17 protein-coding genes are annotated in these 18,534 nt (G+C 39.4%); 8 read left to right on the forward strand and 9 right to left on the reverse strand.

The genetic code is table 11. The features are described 5' to 3' along the window. Positions 1 to 37: 37 nt before the first annotated feature. The 3 genes from thrS to O3643_RS06230 all read right to left on the reverse strand — a co-directional run bounded on the left by thrS (position 38) and on the right by O3643_RS06230 (position 3,140). On the reverse strand, positions 38 to 1,981 hold the full coding sequence (thrS, locus tag O3643_RS06220) for a threonine--tRNA ligase (protein WP_371500592.1): 1,944 nt from the start codon (positions 1,979 to 1,981) through the stop codon (positions 38 to 40). 87 nt (positions 1,982 to 2,068) lie between these two features. After that, entirely contained in the window at positions 2,069 to 2,473 is a 405-nt protein-coding gene (locus O3643_RS06225; protein WP_371500594.1) for a hypothetical protein, read from the reverse strand. Between the two features lie 292 nt (positions 2,474 to 2,765). Beyond that, the gene (locus tag O3643_RS06230) at positions 2,766 to 3,140 is read right to left on the reverse strand and encodes a hypothetical protein (RefSeq protein WP_371500596.1); all 375 of its coding nucleotides are present in this window, start codon (positions 3,138 to 3,140) and stop codon (positions 2,766 to 2,768) included. 205 nt (positions 3,141 to 3,345) lie between these two features. Between O3643_RS06230 and rpsO the strand changes: the two genes are divergently transcribed. From rpsO to O3643_RS06265, 7 genes are all read left to right on the forward strand, one after another. Next, the gene (rpsO, locus tag O3643_RS06235; RefSeq protein WP_001018251.1) at positions 3,346 to 3,615 is read left to right on the forward strand and encodes a 30S ribosomal protein S15; all 270 of its coding nucleotides are present in this window, start codon (positions 3,346 to 3,348) and stop codon (positions 3,613 to 3,615) included. A 431-nt stretch (positions 3,616 to 4,046) separates the two neighbouring features. Next, positions 4,047 to 5,093, forward strand: a complete 1,047-nt coding sequence (locus O3643_RS06240; protein ID WP_371500598.1) for a FecCD family ABC transporter permease — start codon at positions 4,047 to 4,049, stop codon at positions 5,091 to 5,093. 1 nt (position 5,094) lies between these two features. After that, the gene (locus O3643_RS06245) at positions 5,095 to 5,850 is read left to right on the forward strand and encodes an ABC transporter ATP-binding protein (RefSeq protein ID WP_371500600.1); all 756 of its coding nucleotides are present in this window, start codon (positions 5,095 to 5,097) and stop codon (positions 5,848 to 5,850) included. A 23-nt stretch (positions 5,851 to 5,873) separates the two neighbouring features. Further along, positions 5,874 to 6,884: an ABC transporter substrate-binding protein gene (locus O3643_RS06250; protein ID WP_371500602.1), complete on the forward strand. Its 1,011-nt coding sequence runs from the start codon at positions 5,874 to 5,876 to the stop codon at positions 6,882 to 6,884. Further along, positions 6,865 to 7,560 carry an alpha/beta hydrolase-fold protein gene (locus O3643_RS06255; protein WP_371500604.1) on the forward strand — a complete coding sequence of 232 codons (696 nt, stop codon included), beginning with the start codon at positions 6,865 to 6,867 and terminating at the stop codon, positions 7,558 to 7,560. Before O3643_RS06250 ends, O3643_RS06255 begins: the two co-directional genes overlap by 20 nt. Before the next feature lie 152 nt (positions 7,561 to 7,712). Beyond that, positions 7,713 to 9,056: a DEAD/DEAH box helicase gene (locus O3643_RS06260; protein ID WP_371500606.1), complete on the forward strand. Its 1,344-nt coding sequence runs from the start codon at positions 7,713 to 7,715 to the stop codon at positions 9,054 to 9,056. 241 nt (positions 9,057 to 9,297) lie between these two features. Next, on the forward strand, positions 9,298 to 10,677 hold the full coding sequence (locus tag O3643_RS06265) for a VWA domain-containing protein (RefSeq protein WP_371500608.1): 1,380 nt from the start codon (positions 9,298 to 9,300) through the stop codon (positions 10,675 to 10,677). A gap of 138 nt (positions 10,678 to 10,815) precedes the next feature. Here the strand turns inward: O3643_RS06265 and O3643_RS06270 are convergent, their stop codons facing one another. From O3643_RS06270 to guaA, 6 genes are all read right to left on the reverse strand, one after another. Then, complete coding sequence (locus O3643_RS06270) at positions 10,816 to 11,025, reverse strand: hypothetical protein (protein WP_371500610.1); 210 nt, start codon at positions 11,023 to 11,025, stop codon at positions 10,816 to 10,818. A gap of 234 nt (positions 11,026 to 11,259) precedes the next feature. Further along, positions 11,260 to 12,258: a sensor histidine kinase gene (locus tag O3643_RS06275; protein ID WP_371500612.1), complete on the reverse strand. Its 999-nt coding sequence runs from the start codon at positions 12,256 to 12,258 to the stop codon at positions 11,260 to 11,262. Next, positions 12,242 to 12,931, reverse strand: a complete 690-nt coding sequence (locus O3643_RS06280; protein WP_371500614.1) for a response regulator transcription factor — start codon at positions 12,929 to 12,931, stop codon at positions 12,242 to 12,244. The genes O3643_RS06275 and O3643_RS06280 overlap by 17 nt, the downstream gene beginning before the upstream one ends. A gap of 32 nt (positions 12,932 to 12,963) precedes the next feature. Further along, positions 12,964 to 15,018, reverse strand: a complete 2,055-nt coding sequence (locus O3643_RS06285; protein WP_371500616.1) for an FtsX-like permease family protein — start codon at positions 15,016 to 15,018, stop codon at positions 12,964 to 12,966. Then, positions 15,008 to 15,781, reverse strand: coding sequence for an ABC transporter ATP-binding protein (locus O3643_RS06290; RefSeq protein WP_093585119.1), 774 nt, complete (start codon positions 15,779 to 15,781; stop codon positions 15,008 to 15,010). The genes O3643_RS06285 and O3643_RS06290 overlap by 11 nt, the downstream gene beginning before the upstream one ends. Positions 15,782 to 16,040: 259 nt before the next feature. After that, complete coding sequence (gene guaA / locus O3643_RS06295) at positions 16,041 to 17,603, reverse strand: glutamine-hydrolyzing GMP synthase (protein ID WP_371500619.1); 1,563 nt, start codon at positions 17,601 to 17,603, stop codon at positions 16,041 to 16,043. Positions 17,604 to 17,743: 140 nt separating this feature from the next. Between guaA and O3643_RS06300 the strand changes: the two genes are divergently transcribed. Further along, positions 17,744 to 18,442 (forward strand): GntR family transcriptional regulator, encoded by a 699-nt coding sequence (locus tag O3643_RS06300; protein WP_024054207.1) that lies wholly within the window; start codon positions 17,744 to 17,746, stop codon positions 18,440 to 18,442. The last annotated feature ends 92 nt before the right edge of the window (positions 18,443 to 18,534 follow it).

Genomic DNA, 18,534 nt, shown 5'->3' on the forward strand with positions numbered 1-18,534 from the left:
TTTCTTACTGAAAAATATTTCTCAGACTGTGATCGTTTTATTTCTCAACACGAGATTTGTTGGCGATATCAGCTAGGATAGCTGCTACAAACTCATCTACTGACACAGTGTTTGTTTCTTTTTGTCCATAGCGACGAACGTTGACAGTTCTATCTTCCATTTCCTTGTCACCAACGATCAATTGGTAAGGAATCTTGCTAGTTTGAGAAGCACGGATCTTGAACTGCATTTTTTCATTGCGTTCATCCACATCGGCACGAACACCACGGTCACGGAGTTTCTTAGCTACTTCCCATGCGTAGTCTACGTGTTTTTCGTTAGAAACTGGGATAAGAGTCACTTGGTGAGGTGCAAGCCAAGTTGGGAAAGCACCTTTGTAGTTTTCAATCAAGATAGCTGTAAAGCGTTCCATGGTTGAGATAACACCACGGTGAATCATAACTGGGCGATGTTCTTCACCATCAGCTCCGATGTATTTAAGGTCGAAGCGTTCTGGAAGCAAGAAGTCAAGCTGGATGGTAGAAAGGGTTTCTTCTTTACCAAGGGCTGTCTTCACCTGGATGTCCAATTTTGGTCCGTAGAAGGCAGCTTCCCCTTCAGCCTCAAAGTAATCCACGCCCATCTCGTCAAGGGCTGCACGAAGCATAGTTTGAGCATTTTCCCACATCTCATCGTTATCAAAGTATTTGTGAGTATCTTGAGGGTCACGAAGAGAGAGGCGGAAGCGGTATTCGTTTAGGTTGAAGTCCCCATATACATCAATAATCAACTGAAGGGCACGTTGGAATTCTTCTTGGATTTGTTCTGGAGTCACAAAGAGGTGACCGTCGTTAAGAGACATTTCACGCACACGCTGAAGACCAGTCAAAGCACCTGATTTCTCATAGCGGTGCATCATCCCGATTTCAGCGATACGGATTGGCAACTCACGGTATGAGTGTACATGGTGTTTAAAGACTTGGATGTGGTGTGGGCAGTTCATTGGACGAAGAACGAATTCTTCACCGTCACCCATGTCCATAGTTGGGAACATATCTTCTTGGTAATGATCCCAGTGACCAGAAGTCTTGTAAAGCTCTACAGAAGCAAGTGGTGGAGTGTATACGTGTTGGTAGCCAGAAGCCAACTCTTTGTCGACGATATAGCGTTCCAATTCACGACGGATAGTGGCACCATTTGGCAACCAGAATGGAAGACCTTGACCAACTTCTTGAGAAATCATGAAGAGATCAAGCTCTTTACCAAGTTTACGGTGGTCACGTTCCTTAGCTTCTTCACGCATTTGAAGGTAGTTCTTCAAGTCTTTCTTGTCGAACCAAGCTGTACCGTAGATCCGTTGCATCATAGCGTTGTCGCTATTTCCACGCCAGTAAGCACCTGCTACATTGAGAAGGTGGAAGATTTGGATACGGCCTGTTGATGGGACGTGTGGCCCACGGCAAAGGTCTACATATTCACCTTGACGGTAGATGGTCAAACCACCTTCATCTTCAGAGTGTTCTTCAATCAATTCCAATTTATATGGGTCGTTCTTGAAGATTTCACGCGCCTCGTCTTTAGTCACTTCTTCACGGATAGATGGGAAGTTTTCTTTAACGATTTTTTGCATTTCTTCTTCGATGCGAGGAAGGTCTTCGTTAGAGATTTGACCAGCTTGGTTATCTGTATCGTAGTAGAAACCATCTTCGATAGCTGGACCGACACCCAAATGAATGTCTGGGAAAAGGCGACGAGCAGCTTGAGCGAACAAGTGAGCAGCTGAGTGACGCAAGATTGGAAGAGCATCTTCGTGATCGGGTGTCACGATTTCGATGCTTCCGTCTTCAGTAATAGCACGAGTGGTGTCAATCAATTTGCCGTTAAACTTACCAGCAAGAGCTTTTTTAGCTAGGGAATTGCTGATGGATTGGGCAATTTCAAAAGTTGTAACGCCAGATTCGAATTCACGAACAGCGCCATCTGGGAAAGTAATTTTGATCATGGTTTTCTCCTTAAAAATTTATCGTATTTTAAAATAGAGGTTTGAAGAAATAAAGATGGGTTAGTTATAAAGAACAATTATATTTGTTTATCTAACTGAATGATACTTTAACAATTTCATCCTATAAATAAAACAAACTGTTGAAATAAGTAAATAACTTACCAAGGAAAGAATTAAAGACATATATTGTTCATCAGTCATCTCGCCAGTCATATATATCATAATTGGATAGCTTCTGAGAGCATTGAACAAGTAAATACCAGTAGTAAGACTTAAAAGATATCCTGTTATAACGAGTTTCTTGTTGTTGAAAAACATTAAGATACCGAGAAAAGGAGCAAGAAATGGTATAAGAGGAACAAATGCAAAAAATGAAAAGACAACAATGTACTCCAAGCCCCATAGACTGAGAGTTTTCATTAGCCACACATAAACTATAAGGAAGGTACAGAAAATTACCCAGGGCAATGCTTTCTTCATATCAACCTCCATATTCAATTTATGTTTATATTCTATCCTAAGCCAGTAATAATAGTTCTCCAAACAAAAAAGCGACATCCTCAAAAGGACGTCGCAACGTGGTTCCACCTTCATTTATGTTCCTCAAAAAAGAGGGACACCTCTGATTGGCTCTAACGTGGCCACCGTTTTATGTTTGCATAAAAGTCAGTAGAGTAGTATCAGTTTAGGCTTCCTATGCGTTCTCAGCAACCACGCACTCTCTGGTAGAAAGGGGCTAAGTGACTTGTCTCTATGCATTATTATAGCATGATTGTGAGATTTTTCAAGGATTTTGTGAAAGTTTTTTCCTTTTCAGTTTTTGCACTAGATTCTTAATAGCTACACCGACAGCCATACCCGCGAGGGCAAAGATTTCATAGGCTAGGAAGTAGAGAAGGATAAATTCTCCGAAAGTAATGATGGTAAAGCAAAAGAGCAAGCCAACTCCAATTAACCACCAAACTGAGAACTTGAAACGATAAGAGTAGAATAGTGATACTATGAAAGTCACCAGTGGAGAGAAGATAATAACGTTGCCGATGGTGAGCTCCTTCAAGATATAATTTTCAGTAATAGACCATAATAACAGCTCATAAAGTGGCCAATAAAAGAAAAATATGACCAGATAGCAGGGGAGATATTGCGAGAATTTACGCATGGTAATCACCTCTCTTTTTAAGATGTCAACTTAGATATCCTTCCTATAACTATTATAGCACTTTTGCGGTAAGAACAGTAAATCAGTTGACAAAGAACTTAGTTCTTGGTAGAATAAGAAATGTCGTAAAGACAAATAACTTCTTCTTGGTTACAGGCATGCCAACCTGTCACTCGGATGAAGCCAAATAAAAAGGAGAAACATCATGGCAATCTCAAAAGAGAAAAAAAATGAAATCATTGCACAATATGCACGTCACGAAGGTGATACAGGTTCAGTAGAGGTTCAAGTTGCTGTCCTTACTTGGGAAATCAACCACCTTAACGAACACATCAAACAACACAAAAAAGACCACGCTACTTACCGTGGATTGATGAAGAAAATCGGTCGCCGTCGTAACTTGCTTGCATACTTGCGTAAAAACGACGTTAACCGTTACCGTGAGTTGATCAACTCTCTAGGACTTCGTCGTTAATCTGCTTTATTTTCCACTTACATTGCGTTGTCACCTTACCTCGATATACTCAAGTATAATCTTCGGTTACGGTTCCTAGCACTGTAAGGTAAAATAAACCAGAATGATCTCCCTTCGGGGAGATTTTTTGTTTCACTAACATTTTTGTACAATCTTCGGCTTGTCGTCAAGTCTATAAACGTTTTATCCAGTAAGAATCATGATGCTAAGGGCGCTAAAAATCCGTATGAAAATAGGGAAAGGACACAGTGTTCGATGAACGCAAGGAGTTTCATCTTTTTCACTAGGATTTTAGCCCGAGCTCAAATAAGCTCTCTGACTTCAGGGGGCTTTTTTGTGTGCTTTTTTCTAGTCTTGTTCCTGATTTAGAAATGTGGTATACTAATTATGAAAATTGTCTAAATTTTTAATTTTTGTTAAAGGAGGGTTTCATGCTTTCCAAATTTTATGGAAACCATCAAAACCTGAGATATTGTTTTTTACTAGCTATCCTGTTAGGATCCTTGGGGATTTCTCTGTTTCTGGCAGTTTCTATGGGGTCTGTTCAAATTAGTTTGAGTGATACCTATCGGATAATTTTGAGTCAGTTAGGGGCTCCTTTTGAGATAGGAGACATTTCAAAGTCTACGCTTGCTATTGTTTGGAATATGAGATTGCCACGGGTTTTTCTTGCTTTGATTGTGGGTGCAGGCCTTTCCATGTGTGGTAGTGTCATGCAGTCAACTGTCAACAATCCAATAGCAGAGCCCTATGTATTAGGAATTTCAGCCGGGGCAACCTTTGGAGCAACTTTGAGTATTATTCTTGGATTTAAAGTTATGATTGGTCTAGGATCTTTCCTCGGAGCGATTTTAGCAACAGTTGCAGTTCTTCTCATTGCATCTATGCAGGGTAGGATGACAACTTCTAGCTTAATCTTATCGGGTACGGTAGTGAATGCCTTATTTTTGGCTTTTTCAAACTTTATTATCTCTATTGGGGCCAATGCTGATAGCGTTATGACTATCAAGTTTTGGACCATGGGTTCTTTAGCGGGGACCTCATGGGCTCACTTAACCTTACCAACTATAATCGTGGGAATCGCCTTTTTATTTTTCTCTTCCCAATACCGTGTTTTCAATGCCATGATGATGGGAGATGAGGCGGCTTTGACTTTGGGAATTCCCTTGCGTTTTTATTGGTATCTCTATGTGACGATTGTAGCTGTGATGACGGCAGTCCTAGTTTCGACTTGTGGAATCATCGGTTTTGTCGGTTTGATTACACCACATTTGGCCCGAAGTTTGGTTGGTACAAATTATAGAAGGCTTTTTCCAATTGCAACCTTACTAGGCGCCCTCTTTGTCGTCTGGGCAGATGTCTTTGCTCGCGTTTTGATTCAAAATGCTGAACTACCGATTGGAATTTTCACAGCCCTAGTAGGTGCACCTTTCTTTATCTACATGGTTGCAAGTAGACGAAGGGAGGTGAGAGTCTGATATGGACTTAATGTGCCAGGATATTCACTTTGGAATCGGAGAAAAAAAGATTCTCAAAGGAGTCTCACTTAAACTTGAGGGAAACCAATTTCATACTATTTTGGGACCAAATGGAAGTGGAAAGACCAGTTTGCTGAAACTCTTTTATCGACAGGAAAAGCCGGATCAGGGCTTGATTTCTTTAGATGGGAAGCCTCTAGACCAAATGAGCGTCAAAGAAACGGCAAAGCAGATGGCAGTTATCACGCAGTTTAATCAACTTCAGTTTGATTGTACGGTTGAGGAGATTGTCATGCTGGGCAGAACTCCTCATCTCTCTTTCTTGCAAAAGGAAAAAGACAAAGACTTTGCTTTGGTTGAGGATGCTTTGGTCAAGGTAGATATGCTCGAAAAGAGAAATCGACTCTACTCTTCTTTATCAGGAGGAGAGAAGCAGCGGGTTCTGTTAGCACGCGCCTTGGTCCAAGAGCCGACCCTCTTGCTCTTAGATGAACCGACCAATCATTTGGATATCAAGTATCAGCTAGACTTATTGACTATTGTCAAAAATCTTCAGATAAATGTGCTAGCTGTCTTGCATGATATTCAGCTAGCTTGTCGCTATTCAGACTATCTCTACCTAATGAAAGAAGGGGAGATTGTTTACCAAGGTACTCCAAAAGAGACCATCACACCCGAGTCATTGCAGGCTGTCTATGGCGTTCAAAGTAAGGTAACTTGGACAGAAGATCAGCAAGCCATGATTCACTATTTATAAAAATAAAAAAGGAAAATAAAAACATGAAAAAAACACTTAGTATTTTGCTTGTAACAGTAGCTACCTTATCTTTGGCAGCATGTGGTAACGCATCTAAAGAAACAGCAACGGCACCGGCTACAACAGAAGCTAGTCAAAAAGCTAATACAGAAACCAGCTATCCTGTGACTATTAAAACTTATGATGCTAAAGGAAACGAAGTTGAACAAGTATTTGAAAAGGCACCTGAAAAGGTCATCACCAACAACCTTTCAACAACTGAAATCCTACTTGAATTCGGATTGAAGGATAAAATTGCCGGTATGCTCAATCCTGATAATGCGGTAACTGGTAAATACAAGGATGCTATTGAAGCCATACCTCACATTGGTGATAAAAAATCTGTCTCACAAGAAACAGTTCTTTCTTATGAACCAGATGCCTTGATGGGACGCAACATGATGTTTTCTGAAAAGTCAATGGGAACCATTAGTGCTTGGAATGAAAACAAAATCCCTGTTTATACGCAAAAAGCTTCACTTTCAACTATCCAACAAGATTTAGGAAATATCGTAGAAGATGTGAAGAATCTTGGTACGATTTTCAATGTCCAAGACAAGGCTAACCAATATGCAGAGCAATTACAAGCTAAAATCGATGCGGTTAAAAAAGCTAACCCAGAAACACAGGGTGAAAAGAAGAAAGCTCTGATTATGGTTGCCTACAATGACGAAACCTTTGGTGCTTACAAGTCAGCCCTTCAGGAAAGCTTGCTCAATCAACTTGGTTATACCAATGTCGCAACAGGAACTTCTGGCTTGACCTTGGAAAATCTAGTATCAATGGATCCAGAGTTGATTATCTATGTAACCAGCGACCGCAATCAAAAGTTAGATGAAAAAGCAGTGGATTTGATGAAGGCAAATGCTGTTTTGGAAAATGTCCCAGCAATCAAGAATCAAAAAATCATGACTATCTCTTACGATGAGTTGATGGATTACGGTCCTGCAGTGATTGATTCCCTTGAAAAAATCAATGACTTTATCAAGAAATAAGGAGTTTAACTGGGAAGGGATTCGAGTTAGGGTCAGTCTTCCTTCAAGCTATGATCCTCAACAAGCCTACCCAATGATTCTTTTAAATGATGGACAATTGGACTATTTGTCAGACCTATCCCAATCTGTGATTTTGGTGGGATTGATGCCAGAAAATCGTCTGGATGACTTTACACCTTGGAAGGCTGATGCTTTGAAAGAAAGGGCACCAGACTTTGGTGGGAAGGTAGACCAATACCATCAAAAGCTCTTTCAAGGAATTATAGCAAGTCTAAAAAAAGACTATTTGATTGATGGAAGTCGAATTGCTTATGGTGGCTATTCACTGGGTGGTCTTGCTGCTATCTATAGTCTTTATAGTAGTTATCTTCCTGCGACCTGTATCTTCTCTATCTGTGGCTCCTTCTGGTATCCTGATTTTACAGAATATTGTGGGGAACATGACTTGATACAGAATCAAAGCCTGATTTATTTGCAAAATGGTCAGACAGAAGGTGCCAATCATTCCAATCGTCTGTCTAAGGCTCCTATTTTTGCAAGAGACATTCATGATTTGATTTCAGAGAAAGTCCCTTCGACTTATTGCACATTTGATGCTTATGGGCATCATGAAGCTCTAAAGGAACGCTATCACTATTTTTGTGATTGGCTGAGAGACGAGTGGAAGCTCAATTAATCCTATAACACTCCTTGTTCATCGTAACTAGGAGTGTTTCTTATGTATGCTTGGTTGCTAAAATGTTCATGGTATTATTCTTGACGGAAATCCATCCCCTGTAATAGACTAAATTATGGTATAATGAGTAGATAGATAGAATCGAGGAAATTATGTCATTTACACAATTTAAATTTAAAAAATATATAGAAAAAGCCTTGGAGGAGTTGAAATTTACGACTCCTACCGAGGTGCAGGAAAAGTTGATTCCTATTGTTCTGGCAGGTCGTGACTTGGTTGGTGAATCAAAAACAGGTTCAGGTAAGACTCATACCTTCTTACTTCCAATTTTCCAACAGTTGGATGAAGAGAGCGATAGCGTGCAGGCAGTTATCACAGCTCCAAGTCGTGAATTAGCGACTCAGATTTACCAAGCGGCTCGTCAGATCGCATCACACTCAGAAGTAGAGATTCGTGTTGTGAACTATGTTGGTGGTACAGATAAGGCTCGCCAAATTGACAAACTGGCAAGCAACCAGCCCCATATCGTTATCGGAACACCAGGACGTATCTATGATTTGGTCAAGTCTGGTGATTTGGCCATCCACAAGGCTAAGACCTTTGTAGTCGATGAAGCTGACATGACCTTGGATATGGGATTCTTGGAAACAGTTGATAAGATTGCAGGAAGTCTTCCGAAAGACTTGCAGTTTATGGTCTTTTCAGCAACTATTCCACAAAAACTGCAACCATTCTTGAAAAAGTACTTGTCCAATCCTGTCATGGAGAAAATCAAGACCAAAACTGTTATCTCTGATACCATTGACAACTGGTTGATTTCGACAAAGGGTAGAGATAAGAATGCTCAGATTTATGAGTTGACTCAAGTTATGCAGCCGTATCTCGCCATGATTTTTGTCAATACAAAAACTCGTGCGGATGAATTGCACAGCTACCTAACAGCTCAAGGATTAAAGGTGGCTAAGATTCATGGGGATATTGCACCTCGTGAACGCAAACGGATCATGAATCAGGTGAAAAATCTTGATTTTGAGTATATCGTAGCAACTGACCTGGCTGCGCGTGGGATTGACATCGAAGGTGTCAGCCACGTTATCAATGATGCCATTCCACAAGACTTGTCCTTCTTTGTTCACCGTGTTGGACGAACTGGACGTAATGGTCTACCAGGTACAGCCATCACCCTCTATCAACCAAGTGATGACTCTGATATTCGTGAGTTGGAGAAATTAGGAATTAAGTTTGTACCTAAGGTGGTTAAAGATGGAGAGTTCCAAGACACTTATGATCGTGACCGTCGTGCCAATCGTGAGAAAAAACAAGAAAAACTGGATATCGAAATGATTGGTCTGGTCAAAAAGAAAAAGAAAAAAGTCAAACCAGGCTATAAGAAGAAAATTCAATGGGCGGTCGATGAAAAACGCCGTAAAACCAAGCGTGCTGAAAGTCGTGCCCGTGGACGTGCAGAACGTAAAGCTAAGCGTCAAACGTTTTAGAATTGAGACAGTAGAACCAAGTGGTTTTACTGTTTTTTTTGACTCTTAAAGCCTAAGATAGTATAAGTAAAAATCGCTAATTAATTTGAATAGCAAAAAAAATGTCATAGAGACTGATGATATAGGATTTTTAATCAAAATTTTGATTCCAGAAAATATTTGAAAACATTCTTAATTTATGTTATTCTAAAAAAAACAGATTTTAAAAAAATATTAAATCTGTTAAAGAAAAGAGGTCATTATGGCAAAAGGAATGTTTAAGCAAGAACGTTTTTCGTTTCGTAAAATGAAAGTTGGATTGGCATCTGTGGCTATCCTCTTTGCTTTTGCACAACTTGGACAAGTTTCGGCTGATGAAACTAGTAAAGTTTCGTCAAGTGAAATTACTAAGGTAACTGAGGCACCAAAAGTAGTTGAAGAAGTCAAATCGCCTATTGAAGTTGCAACTGAAGAAATTGCAGCAGAAAGTGAAAAAGCTGTTGTAAAAGAATCAGAAGCAAAACCAGGCGATTTAATTGATGTTTCTACCAAACTATCACCTATTGATGTCAAAGAAAGTCAAGAAGGCAATCAAAAAGTCTATGTAGAAACAGCGACTGCAGAAGTTTCAAAAACAGAAGTGATTGCATCTAAAGATGAGACAATTCCGGCACCAGCAACGACGACTATTGAAGGTACAGTAACTGGCAAGGATGAAAAAGGAAATACATTTACTCAATATGAACGAGTAGACAAGACAACAACTGTGGAAATAACTAAAACACCACCAACTGTTAAAAAAGCAGGAGAAGCAGATATTGTTTTTGTTGTTGACCGTTCAGGATCTATGTCTTCAACGATTAATACTGTTCGTAAAAATGTCAATGAATTTGCAAGAAACCTTGCCAAAGATGGAGTAGCGGCACGTTTTGGATTAGCTACCTTTAGCGATGAAGTTTACGGACGTGAAGAAAGAAAAACTAACGAAGATACAATTCTAACGAAATTTGGTGAGACCTATTTTACAACAGATCCAGTTGAACTTGAAAAAGCTTTAGAAAAAATTAAGATTGCACATGGGGGAGATTCTCCTGAAACATCAACTCCTGCTCTTACAAAGATTGTTTCTACTTACGACTGGTCTAAGTCACCAAAAAATAAAAAGTTTGTGGTGTTGTTAACAGATGCTAGGATGAAAGAAGATCCGTCAATTCCATCTATCGCTGAAACATTAACAACTCTGAAAAAAGCTGGTATTGATAGAATCGTAGCGACAACCTTGTATAATCAACGAAACTATAAAGATTTTGTGTCTGAGGGACGTTTAATGGATATTGATCGTAACTTGGCTGACTCTTTAACTAAGGATGCAGCTTCATGGATTGTGGAAACAGTCAGTGAGGGACGTCAATACAAGGTAACAAAAGACAGCTACCAATTCTACTTGGAACGCCGTACAACTGTGCCAGTTTTGGAGCAGAAAGCAACTCCTAAACCAGAACCTACTGCTTACAAACCAGAACCAGCTAAACTTCCTGAAACAGGAAGCAATGATACAAGAAATCAAAGTCTCATGGGACTTGGTCTATTGTTCGCTGGACTTGGATTAGCCCTAGGAAACAGAAAATCAAAAGAACAGTAGTATAAAGTATTAAAAAAAAACACTTGATGTGGGCTATATGCTTTCCGCTCAAGTGTTTTTTTCTTATAATATGAGAGCTGTTAGAATTAGACTAAAGTAGGTGTGGTTCAAATATTCTGATGGGATTTTTATGTTTCTTTACGATGATTTCCAGAAAAATTTCCTATAAATTTTAGCAATCGTTAAAACGATAACGTAAACGATACCTAAGATGGTTAAAACAAATTTTCCAGGACTCACTTCTGATCCGATAATAAAGATATGAAAGAGAGGAGCGAGGCCAATGCACACGTATATCAGATAAGTAACAAGGTTTAATTCACCAAATCCCGCAAAAAAATCCCTCATTTAAATTCTCCTTCAATATACTTTTAATATGAGTATACTATAAATAAAAGAAAAGAACAAAAGATAAATCAATAAAAAATGACCTGAGTTAGAGCAGTATAGGCTTTTATAAGGTGATTTTTGATTACGGAATTACGGATTTTGGTGCTGATATGAAAATAAAAACGCTGATTTCCTTTTTGGCATAAAATATGTGCTTTCTATGACTAGGCAATTGTCTTAATCGAAAAATTACTAAATAGAAAGAGTAATCTCAAATCCTTGCATCCATTCGGATTTTACTGCGATGTCGATTTTTAAAGCATCTGCTAATTGTTTGACCAGATAGAGCCCCATGCCTGTTGATTTTTTCCTTGTATCTCCTGAATCACCTGTAAATCCTTTTTCAAAGATATGAGGGAGATCGCAAGTTTTAACTCCACACCCATTATCCCTAATAATCAGACTTGTGCGCCCCTTATCTCTTGACATAGAAATCTTGAGTTCTGGCTTGTCAGAGCTATATTTAAGGGCATTGGCTAGTATTTGAGAGAGGATAAATTCAAAACTGCGTTGGTCGGTGTAGCAGATTCCTTGTATGTTCTCTAACTTAATCGTAAAATTCTTTTCTTTGAGCAAGGGATCAAAGTTTTCCAAAAGATCCTGAATACACTCTTGGAGGTCGACATCTTCAAATAGAAAATCATTTTTTTCACTTTTAACCCTGTAATAGAATAGTATCTGTGATACATTTCCTTGGATTTGATTTTTTACATAGTCCAACTTAAAAGCTGTATCCTTTGGCAACTGGTCACTTTGGTTGTCCAAAAGGAGGGAAAGAAGGGATAGAGGGAGTTTGATTTCATGAGCCCACTTTTCAACATAGTCCTCATAGTCGGCTAGTAATGAGTTGAGCTTTCCTATTTCCGCCTGTTTTTGGTAAAACGCATTTGCGATTTCTTCGATGCTTTCTTTCTCTGAGTTAGTTGATAAACGCAATAATTCCAGCTCAGTATCAATCTTAGGATTGGCTATGAAGGCTTTATAAGCAGTTGATTTTTTTCTTTCTTTTCTTATAAGTAGGAGTGATAGGATAAAAAAGAGCAGGACTGTAGCTAAAAGATAGAGAAGGATGAGGACTTGAAACATCCTCACGTCTGAAAGCCAAAGCAGGACAGCTGTAAATAGATCAAATGCTAAGAGAACAAGTAACCAGGGCAGGTAAGTAGCTAGATATTTAAGATTCTGTTTCATCTGGAATTACCTCTTCTAGCTTGTAACCAATACCTCTGACGGACTTGACTTGAAGTGCAATGCCAGCCTCTTTCATCACCTTTTTGAGCCTTGCAATATTTACTTGAAGGGCATTTTCATCGATGAACTCAGTTGTGTTCCATAGTTTCATACTTAGTTCTTCTTTTGTGACGACAGGAGCATTAGTAACCAATAAGGTTTCTAACAATTTCCCTTGATTTTGGGGGAGTAAAATCGAGTGTCCATTGATATAAAGGGTATAAGTCTGTCTATCCAACAGAAAATTATCTTTTTCAAGTAGATTTTGTCTGCCTTCATAGCGTTTCAAGATATTTTCTATACGTGCCAAAAATCTTTCTTTCTTGAAAGGCTTTGTTAGATACTCATCTGCCCCTAATTTCAGGGCGTAGATTTCATCTTTTAATTGTTCACGAGAAGTGAGAACCAATATGGGCACAGAGCGTTTTGACTTGAGATTTTTACAAATTTGAAAGCCAGTTTCTCCCGGTAAATTCAAATCCAGTATGATTAGATCTGTATCGTATTGCAGCACTTGCTGGGTTGTTTCTTTGAAGTCAATCAACTTATCAACTTGGTAACCAGCTTTCTCTAACAAGATGACAATTTCATCTCGAATCAAGGCTTCATCTTCAATTACCAGAATATGCTTCATATTAGTTCCTCCTTTTCGTCGCTTTTTAAATTTTATTCTTCTCTTTTTGGTTCCATTAAGGATAACAAGTACTTGTTACTATTTTTCTTTACAATTCTGATATAGATGACTTCAAAACCAGCTAAGAGCAGTACGATCAGCATGGCTGTGATAAATTTCTGCCCCATGGCCATTCTTGCACTAGCTGGCACTATTCCTGTGAGGAGGGAGCTCACTCCGAAGCTACTACTGATAAGTGCAAGGGCTATTGGCAGACCGAAATACCAGTTGACTTGCTTTTCTGACGATTTACAAAGAGTTTCGTAATTAGCTCCAAGATGGATTAAGGTTTGGTATCGTCTGTAGGATTGTCTCTGACCCATCAAAAACTGGACGCCGATGATTGTATTTGCAACGACAAGGAAAATGATTGCCAGATAGATAGTGATATAGCTGGCAGAGATAATGTAAAATAATTGCCTTCCCATATTTTGTATATAGCTTTCATAGCCAAGAGAGGTTTGATTTAGCTTTTCATTGGTATCTGAGATAGCTCTCATCAAGCCTTTTTCTTTGACCAGCTCAGGAGCCAAGATACCGCTGACATAGTTCGAGTAGTGACCGTCTGTATAGTTCATAAAGACTTCATCTGGGACTATGAGGGCAACAGAGAGGGTGATTTCACGATCCGTTACAATCGGTAAAGACTCCACCTCTCCAATCAATTTTACATCATTTTCCATGACATTGATTTGAGGATTTGTCTTCAGAACAGAGTTGACGAGACCCTCATCCGGCAGGAAATCTTTCCCCATATACAAGTAGGCTTCCTTGCTAGTTAATTCTAGAGGAGGGAGATTGGCAGCCTTTCTAAGTTCATTGTATTCGGAAACTGGTATGAGGTGGGAAGTAGTAGACTGTTTAAATCTTTGGAGCAAAATTTCCATGTTCTTGTTGCCTTTTTGCTTTTTCAACTCCTTGATGATCTCTTCGAAGGACACGGACTCGTGTTCTTTCGGTTTGCCGACTTTGATTTGTAGAATCTTTGAAAACTGTGATGCCAGTCCAGCTGCTTCAAGCTCTTTTTTTACTGTATTTACATCAAGATTTTCATCTGTTTCCTGCTTGCTATCTCTGAATGTATAATCCAATACGTGGATTTGATTGCCTGAATTGCCACTTGCAATGGCAACACCTGCTCCAAAGAGGCACAAGGCAGAGAAGATTAAGAGGGAGCAGATGGCCAGTATAGTTGAGCGCTGGATAACTAATTCCTGAATCTGTCTAAAATTATAGGCATGAAGTTTTCGATTGTTTCCAAGCTTGACCAAAAAGTCTATAAATAAACGCATACCAAAGAAGAGGAGGATAGTTCCTAGAGTCCCCAAGAAAACAGTGATGCCCATGGTTATGACACTCTCCCAAGCTCGTCCACTCATACCCATGTAATAGGCTGTTCCAAGAAGTAAAATCCCTAGGACAGAAGCAAGAAGGTACACCCCCTTGGGGAGTAGTTTCTTCATCCCAGAAGGAGAATAGGCAAGCAGGTTTCCGATTTCCTTATTGGCTATTTTTGCACTTAAAAGGACAAAAACAGCTAATTTTACGGCTAGGAAACCGATGACTGTATAGAATAGAGCTGTGGTAGATAGAGAAAATTGATGTTCAATAATCCCTAGTCCTACAATTTTAGCGGTTATTAGGCTGATTAGTTCTGAAATCAAGATTGAAATTGGAAGACCTATTCCAAGAGCAAGGATACTGTTTCTCAAATCCTCGAGTAGGAGCAGCAAGAACAGTTTGCTTCTTCGCATCCCTAGCGTTAGATAGACACCAAATTCATGTTTTCTCCTTTCCATCTGCATACTGCTTGCGAAGTAGACTAGAAAAAAGAGAATAAAGAGGGTTGCTACATAAAGAATGGGAATCATGCTAAAGAGTTTATTTACAGCGTCACTCTCTATTTGTTTGAGAAAGATCATCACATCTTGATGGGACAAAGAAAGGATGATGTAAAAGGAAATAATAGAAAGAACCATGGAACTGAAGTACAAGCCATTATTCTTTCGATCTCTCTTGCTATTTCTTGAGATTAATTTAGAAAACATTGCCATCACCTCCAGCTAGCGCTGCCATGACCTTTAGTATTCTGTGGTAGAAGTCTTCTTGACTTTCTCTTGGATAATCGCGTCGAATTTCATGGAATAGTTTTCCGTCTTGGATAAACAAGATGCGGTTGCAAAAGCTGGCAGCGACTGAATCGTGGGTCACCATGAGAATGGTGGTTTCTTCCACTTGATTCATTTCGGATAATTTTTGCATCAAAATGGTCGCATTTTTTGAATCCAAAGCTCCTGTGGGCTCATCTGCAAATACAATCTTAGGGTCTAAAATCAAGGCACGCGCAGCAGCTACCCTTTGCCGTTGACCACCTGATAATTGAGATGGGAACTTATCCAGAAGTTCAGAAATATCTAGATATTGGGAAAGCAATTCTAACCGAACCTTGCTTTCGTTGGCATCGACCTTGTGCAAAGACAAGGGGAGTAAAATATTTTCTTTGGCTGTCAGATTGTCCAAAAGCTCAAAATTTTGAAATAGGTAACCAATTTCCTTACCACGATAATCAGCTAACTGACTACCTTTTAACTGACCTAAATCTTTTTCTTGCATTTGAATGGAGCCGTCAGTTGGTTTGATGATAGTAGCGAGACAGTTAAGAAGGGTTGTTTTCCCAGAACCACTGCTCCCCATAATCCCTAAGAACTCACCTTTGACAACTTGAAAAGATATACCGTTCAAGGCTTTGGTGATATTCGGCTCTTTTCCATAATGCTTTTTTAATGATTCTACTCGTAAAATTGTTTCCATGTGAAACACCTCCATCTTTTGTTACTTTCATTATAGTATGAATCAGAGTAGAATAACACTTACGGATGATGTAAGAAATCTTTAACATTGACTTTTATAGTTAGGTTATTGGACTTATACTTACTATATTATAGCATGGTTTCAAGTATTTAAAAAGAGGAGTTGAGAGTCGAAAAATTTTCCTAATATTGAAATTATAAAAAATAATACCACTGTAGTCCATGCTCCAGCAGTATTATTTATTATTTTATAGGAAACTTTACTCCCACTCAACGGTTGCAGGTGGTTTACTTGTGATATCGTAGACGATGCGGTTAACGTGGTCAACTTCGTTTACGATGCGCACAGAGATTTTTTGGAGGACTTCCCAAGGGATCTTAGCGAAGTCAGCTGTCATTCCATCGATAGAAGTGATGGCACGGATAGCAATTGTATAGTCATAAGTACGACCGTCCCCCATAACACCTACTGAACGAACGCCAGTGTTAACAGTGAAGTATTGCCAAATGTCGCGGTCAAGACCTGCTTTGGCAATTTCTTCACGAAGGATAGCGTCTGATTCGCGAACTGTTTCGAGTTTCTCTTCAGTGATTTCACCCATGACACGGATAGCAAGACCCGGTCCTGGGAATGGTTGGCGCCATACGATGTGGTCTGGCATACCAAGTTCTGTACCAAGGGCACGAACTTCATCCTTGTAAAGAGTATTTAAAGGCTCGATGAGTTCAAACTGCATATCTTCAGGAAGTCCACCCACGTTGTGGTGAGACTTGATAGTTTGAGCAGTATCAGTACCAGACTCAATCACGTCAGTATAAAGAGTTCCTTGAGCAAGGAATTTCACATCTGTTAGTTTGCTTGCTTCGTCATCAAATACATAAACAAACTCGTTACCGATAATCTTACGTTTTTGTTCAGGATCAGATACACCAGCAAGTTTATCCAAGAAACGTTTGGCAGCGTCTGCTTTGACAATGTTCAAGCCAAACTTACCACCAAGCATATCCATAACTTGGTCAGCTTCTCCTTTACGAAGAAGACCGTGGTCTACAAAGATACAGATCAATTGATCTCCGATTGCTTTTTGGAGAAGAACCCCAACAACTGAAGAGTCAACACCACCTGAAAGACCAAGGAGAACACGTTTATCTCCAACTTTTTCACGGATTTGTTTGATTTGCATCTCGATGAAGTTATCCATGGTCCAGTCACCTTTGGCACCACAGATGTTCAAGGCAAAGTTACGAAGGATATCATAGCCGTGAACTGAATGACGAACCTCTGGGTGGAATTGGATACCATAGATTTTCTTGTCTGGATTTTCGATTGATGCATAAGGACAGTCAGCTGATGTACCAGTACGAACGAAATCAGCAGGAATTTCTGTAACAGCATCTCCGTGGCTCATCAAGACAAGTTGTTCTTCTGGAGTTCCAGCAAAAAGAGCAGATTCTGTGTGAGTCAATGTTGATTGACCGTATTCACGGTTACCAGCATCGCCTGCAGGAACAACCTTACCACCAAGCTTGTGAGTCAATAGTTGCATACCATAGCAGATTCCCAAAATCGGAATTCCAAGTTCAAAAATCTCTGGATCAATATCAAACGATCCTTCTTCGTAAACAGAGTTTGGACCACCTGAAAGTACAATCCCAATAGGATTGATAGCACGGACTTCGTCAGCCGAAATCTTGTGACTTTTTAGTTCTGAAAAGACACCAATCTCACGGATACGACGTGAGATGAGTTGGTTGTACTGGCTACCATAGTCCAGTACGATGATCTTTTCGACATCTTGCAAATCAGTTGAAATGTTGCTCATCTTTTCCCTTTCTTCAAAGAAATATCTTCTTGAATATTCTATCATAAAAGGGTTAGAATTACCAACTAAACAAGTGCGGTTTGACTTTTCCCTATGAGTTACGGTACAATGGAAAAAATAAAGAAAAGAAGTGATCAAGCATGTTACCAGCTTATATGAAAATCCACGACCAAATCAAGAAAGACATTGATGAGGGAAGTTGGAAAATTGGGGAAAGACTTCCAAGTGAGCGAGATTTAGCAGAAGAATTTGCCGTTAGCCGCATGACCTTACGTCAAGCAATCTCTCTTTTGGTTGAAGAGGGGGTTTTGGAACGACGTGTAGGTAGTGGGACCTTTGTTTCAAGCACACGTGTTCAGGAAAGAATGCGTGGAACAACTAGTTTTACGGAGATTGTTAAAGCTCAAGGGAAAACTCCGTCTAGTCACTTGATTTCTTATCGTCGAACCATTCCAAATGAGCAAGAAGTGGCTAAACTAGGTTTACTGCCAACTGACAATATCATTCGTATGGAGCGTGTTCGTTATGCGGATAAGGTTCCTGTTGTCTATGAAGTGGCGTCGATTCCTGAGAAATTTATCAAAAATTTCAAAAAAGAAGAAGTAACTAAGCACTTCTTTCAAACCTTGCAAGAGCATGGTTATCGAATTGGTAAATCTCACCAGACCATATACGCACGTTTAGCAAAGGAAAAGATAGCTCATTACCTAGAAGTTGAAAAAGGGCATGCTATTTTAGGTTTGACTCAGGTTTCTTACTTTGATGACGGAACGGCTTTTGAGTATGTAAAGAGCCAGTACGTCGGAGAACGGTTTGAATTTTATCTAGAAAATAATTAGTTTATAACATCACTCTTAGAGTAGAAACTCATCTATTTTAAGAGTTTTTATTTGGTTATGATTAGAAAACATTTTCCTAGTAAGAAAAATAG

Source organism: Streptococcus sp. 20925_1_44, from assembly GCF_041432435.1.
GTDB lineage: Bacteria > Bacillota > Bacilli > Lactobacillales > Streptococcaceae > Streptococcus > Streptococcus infantis.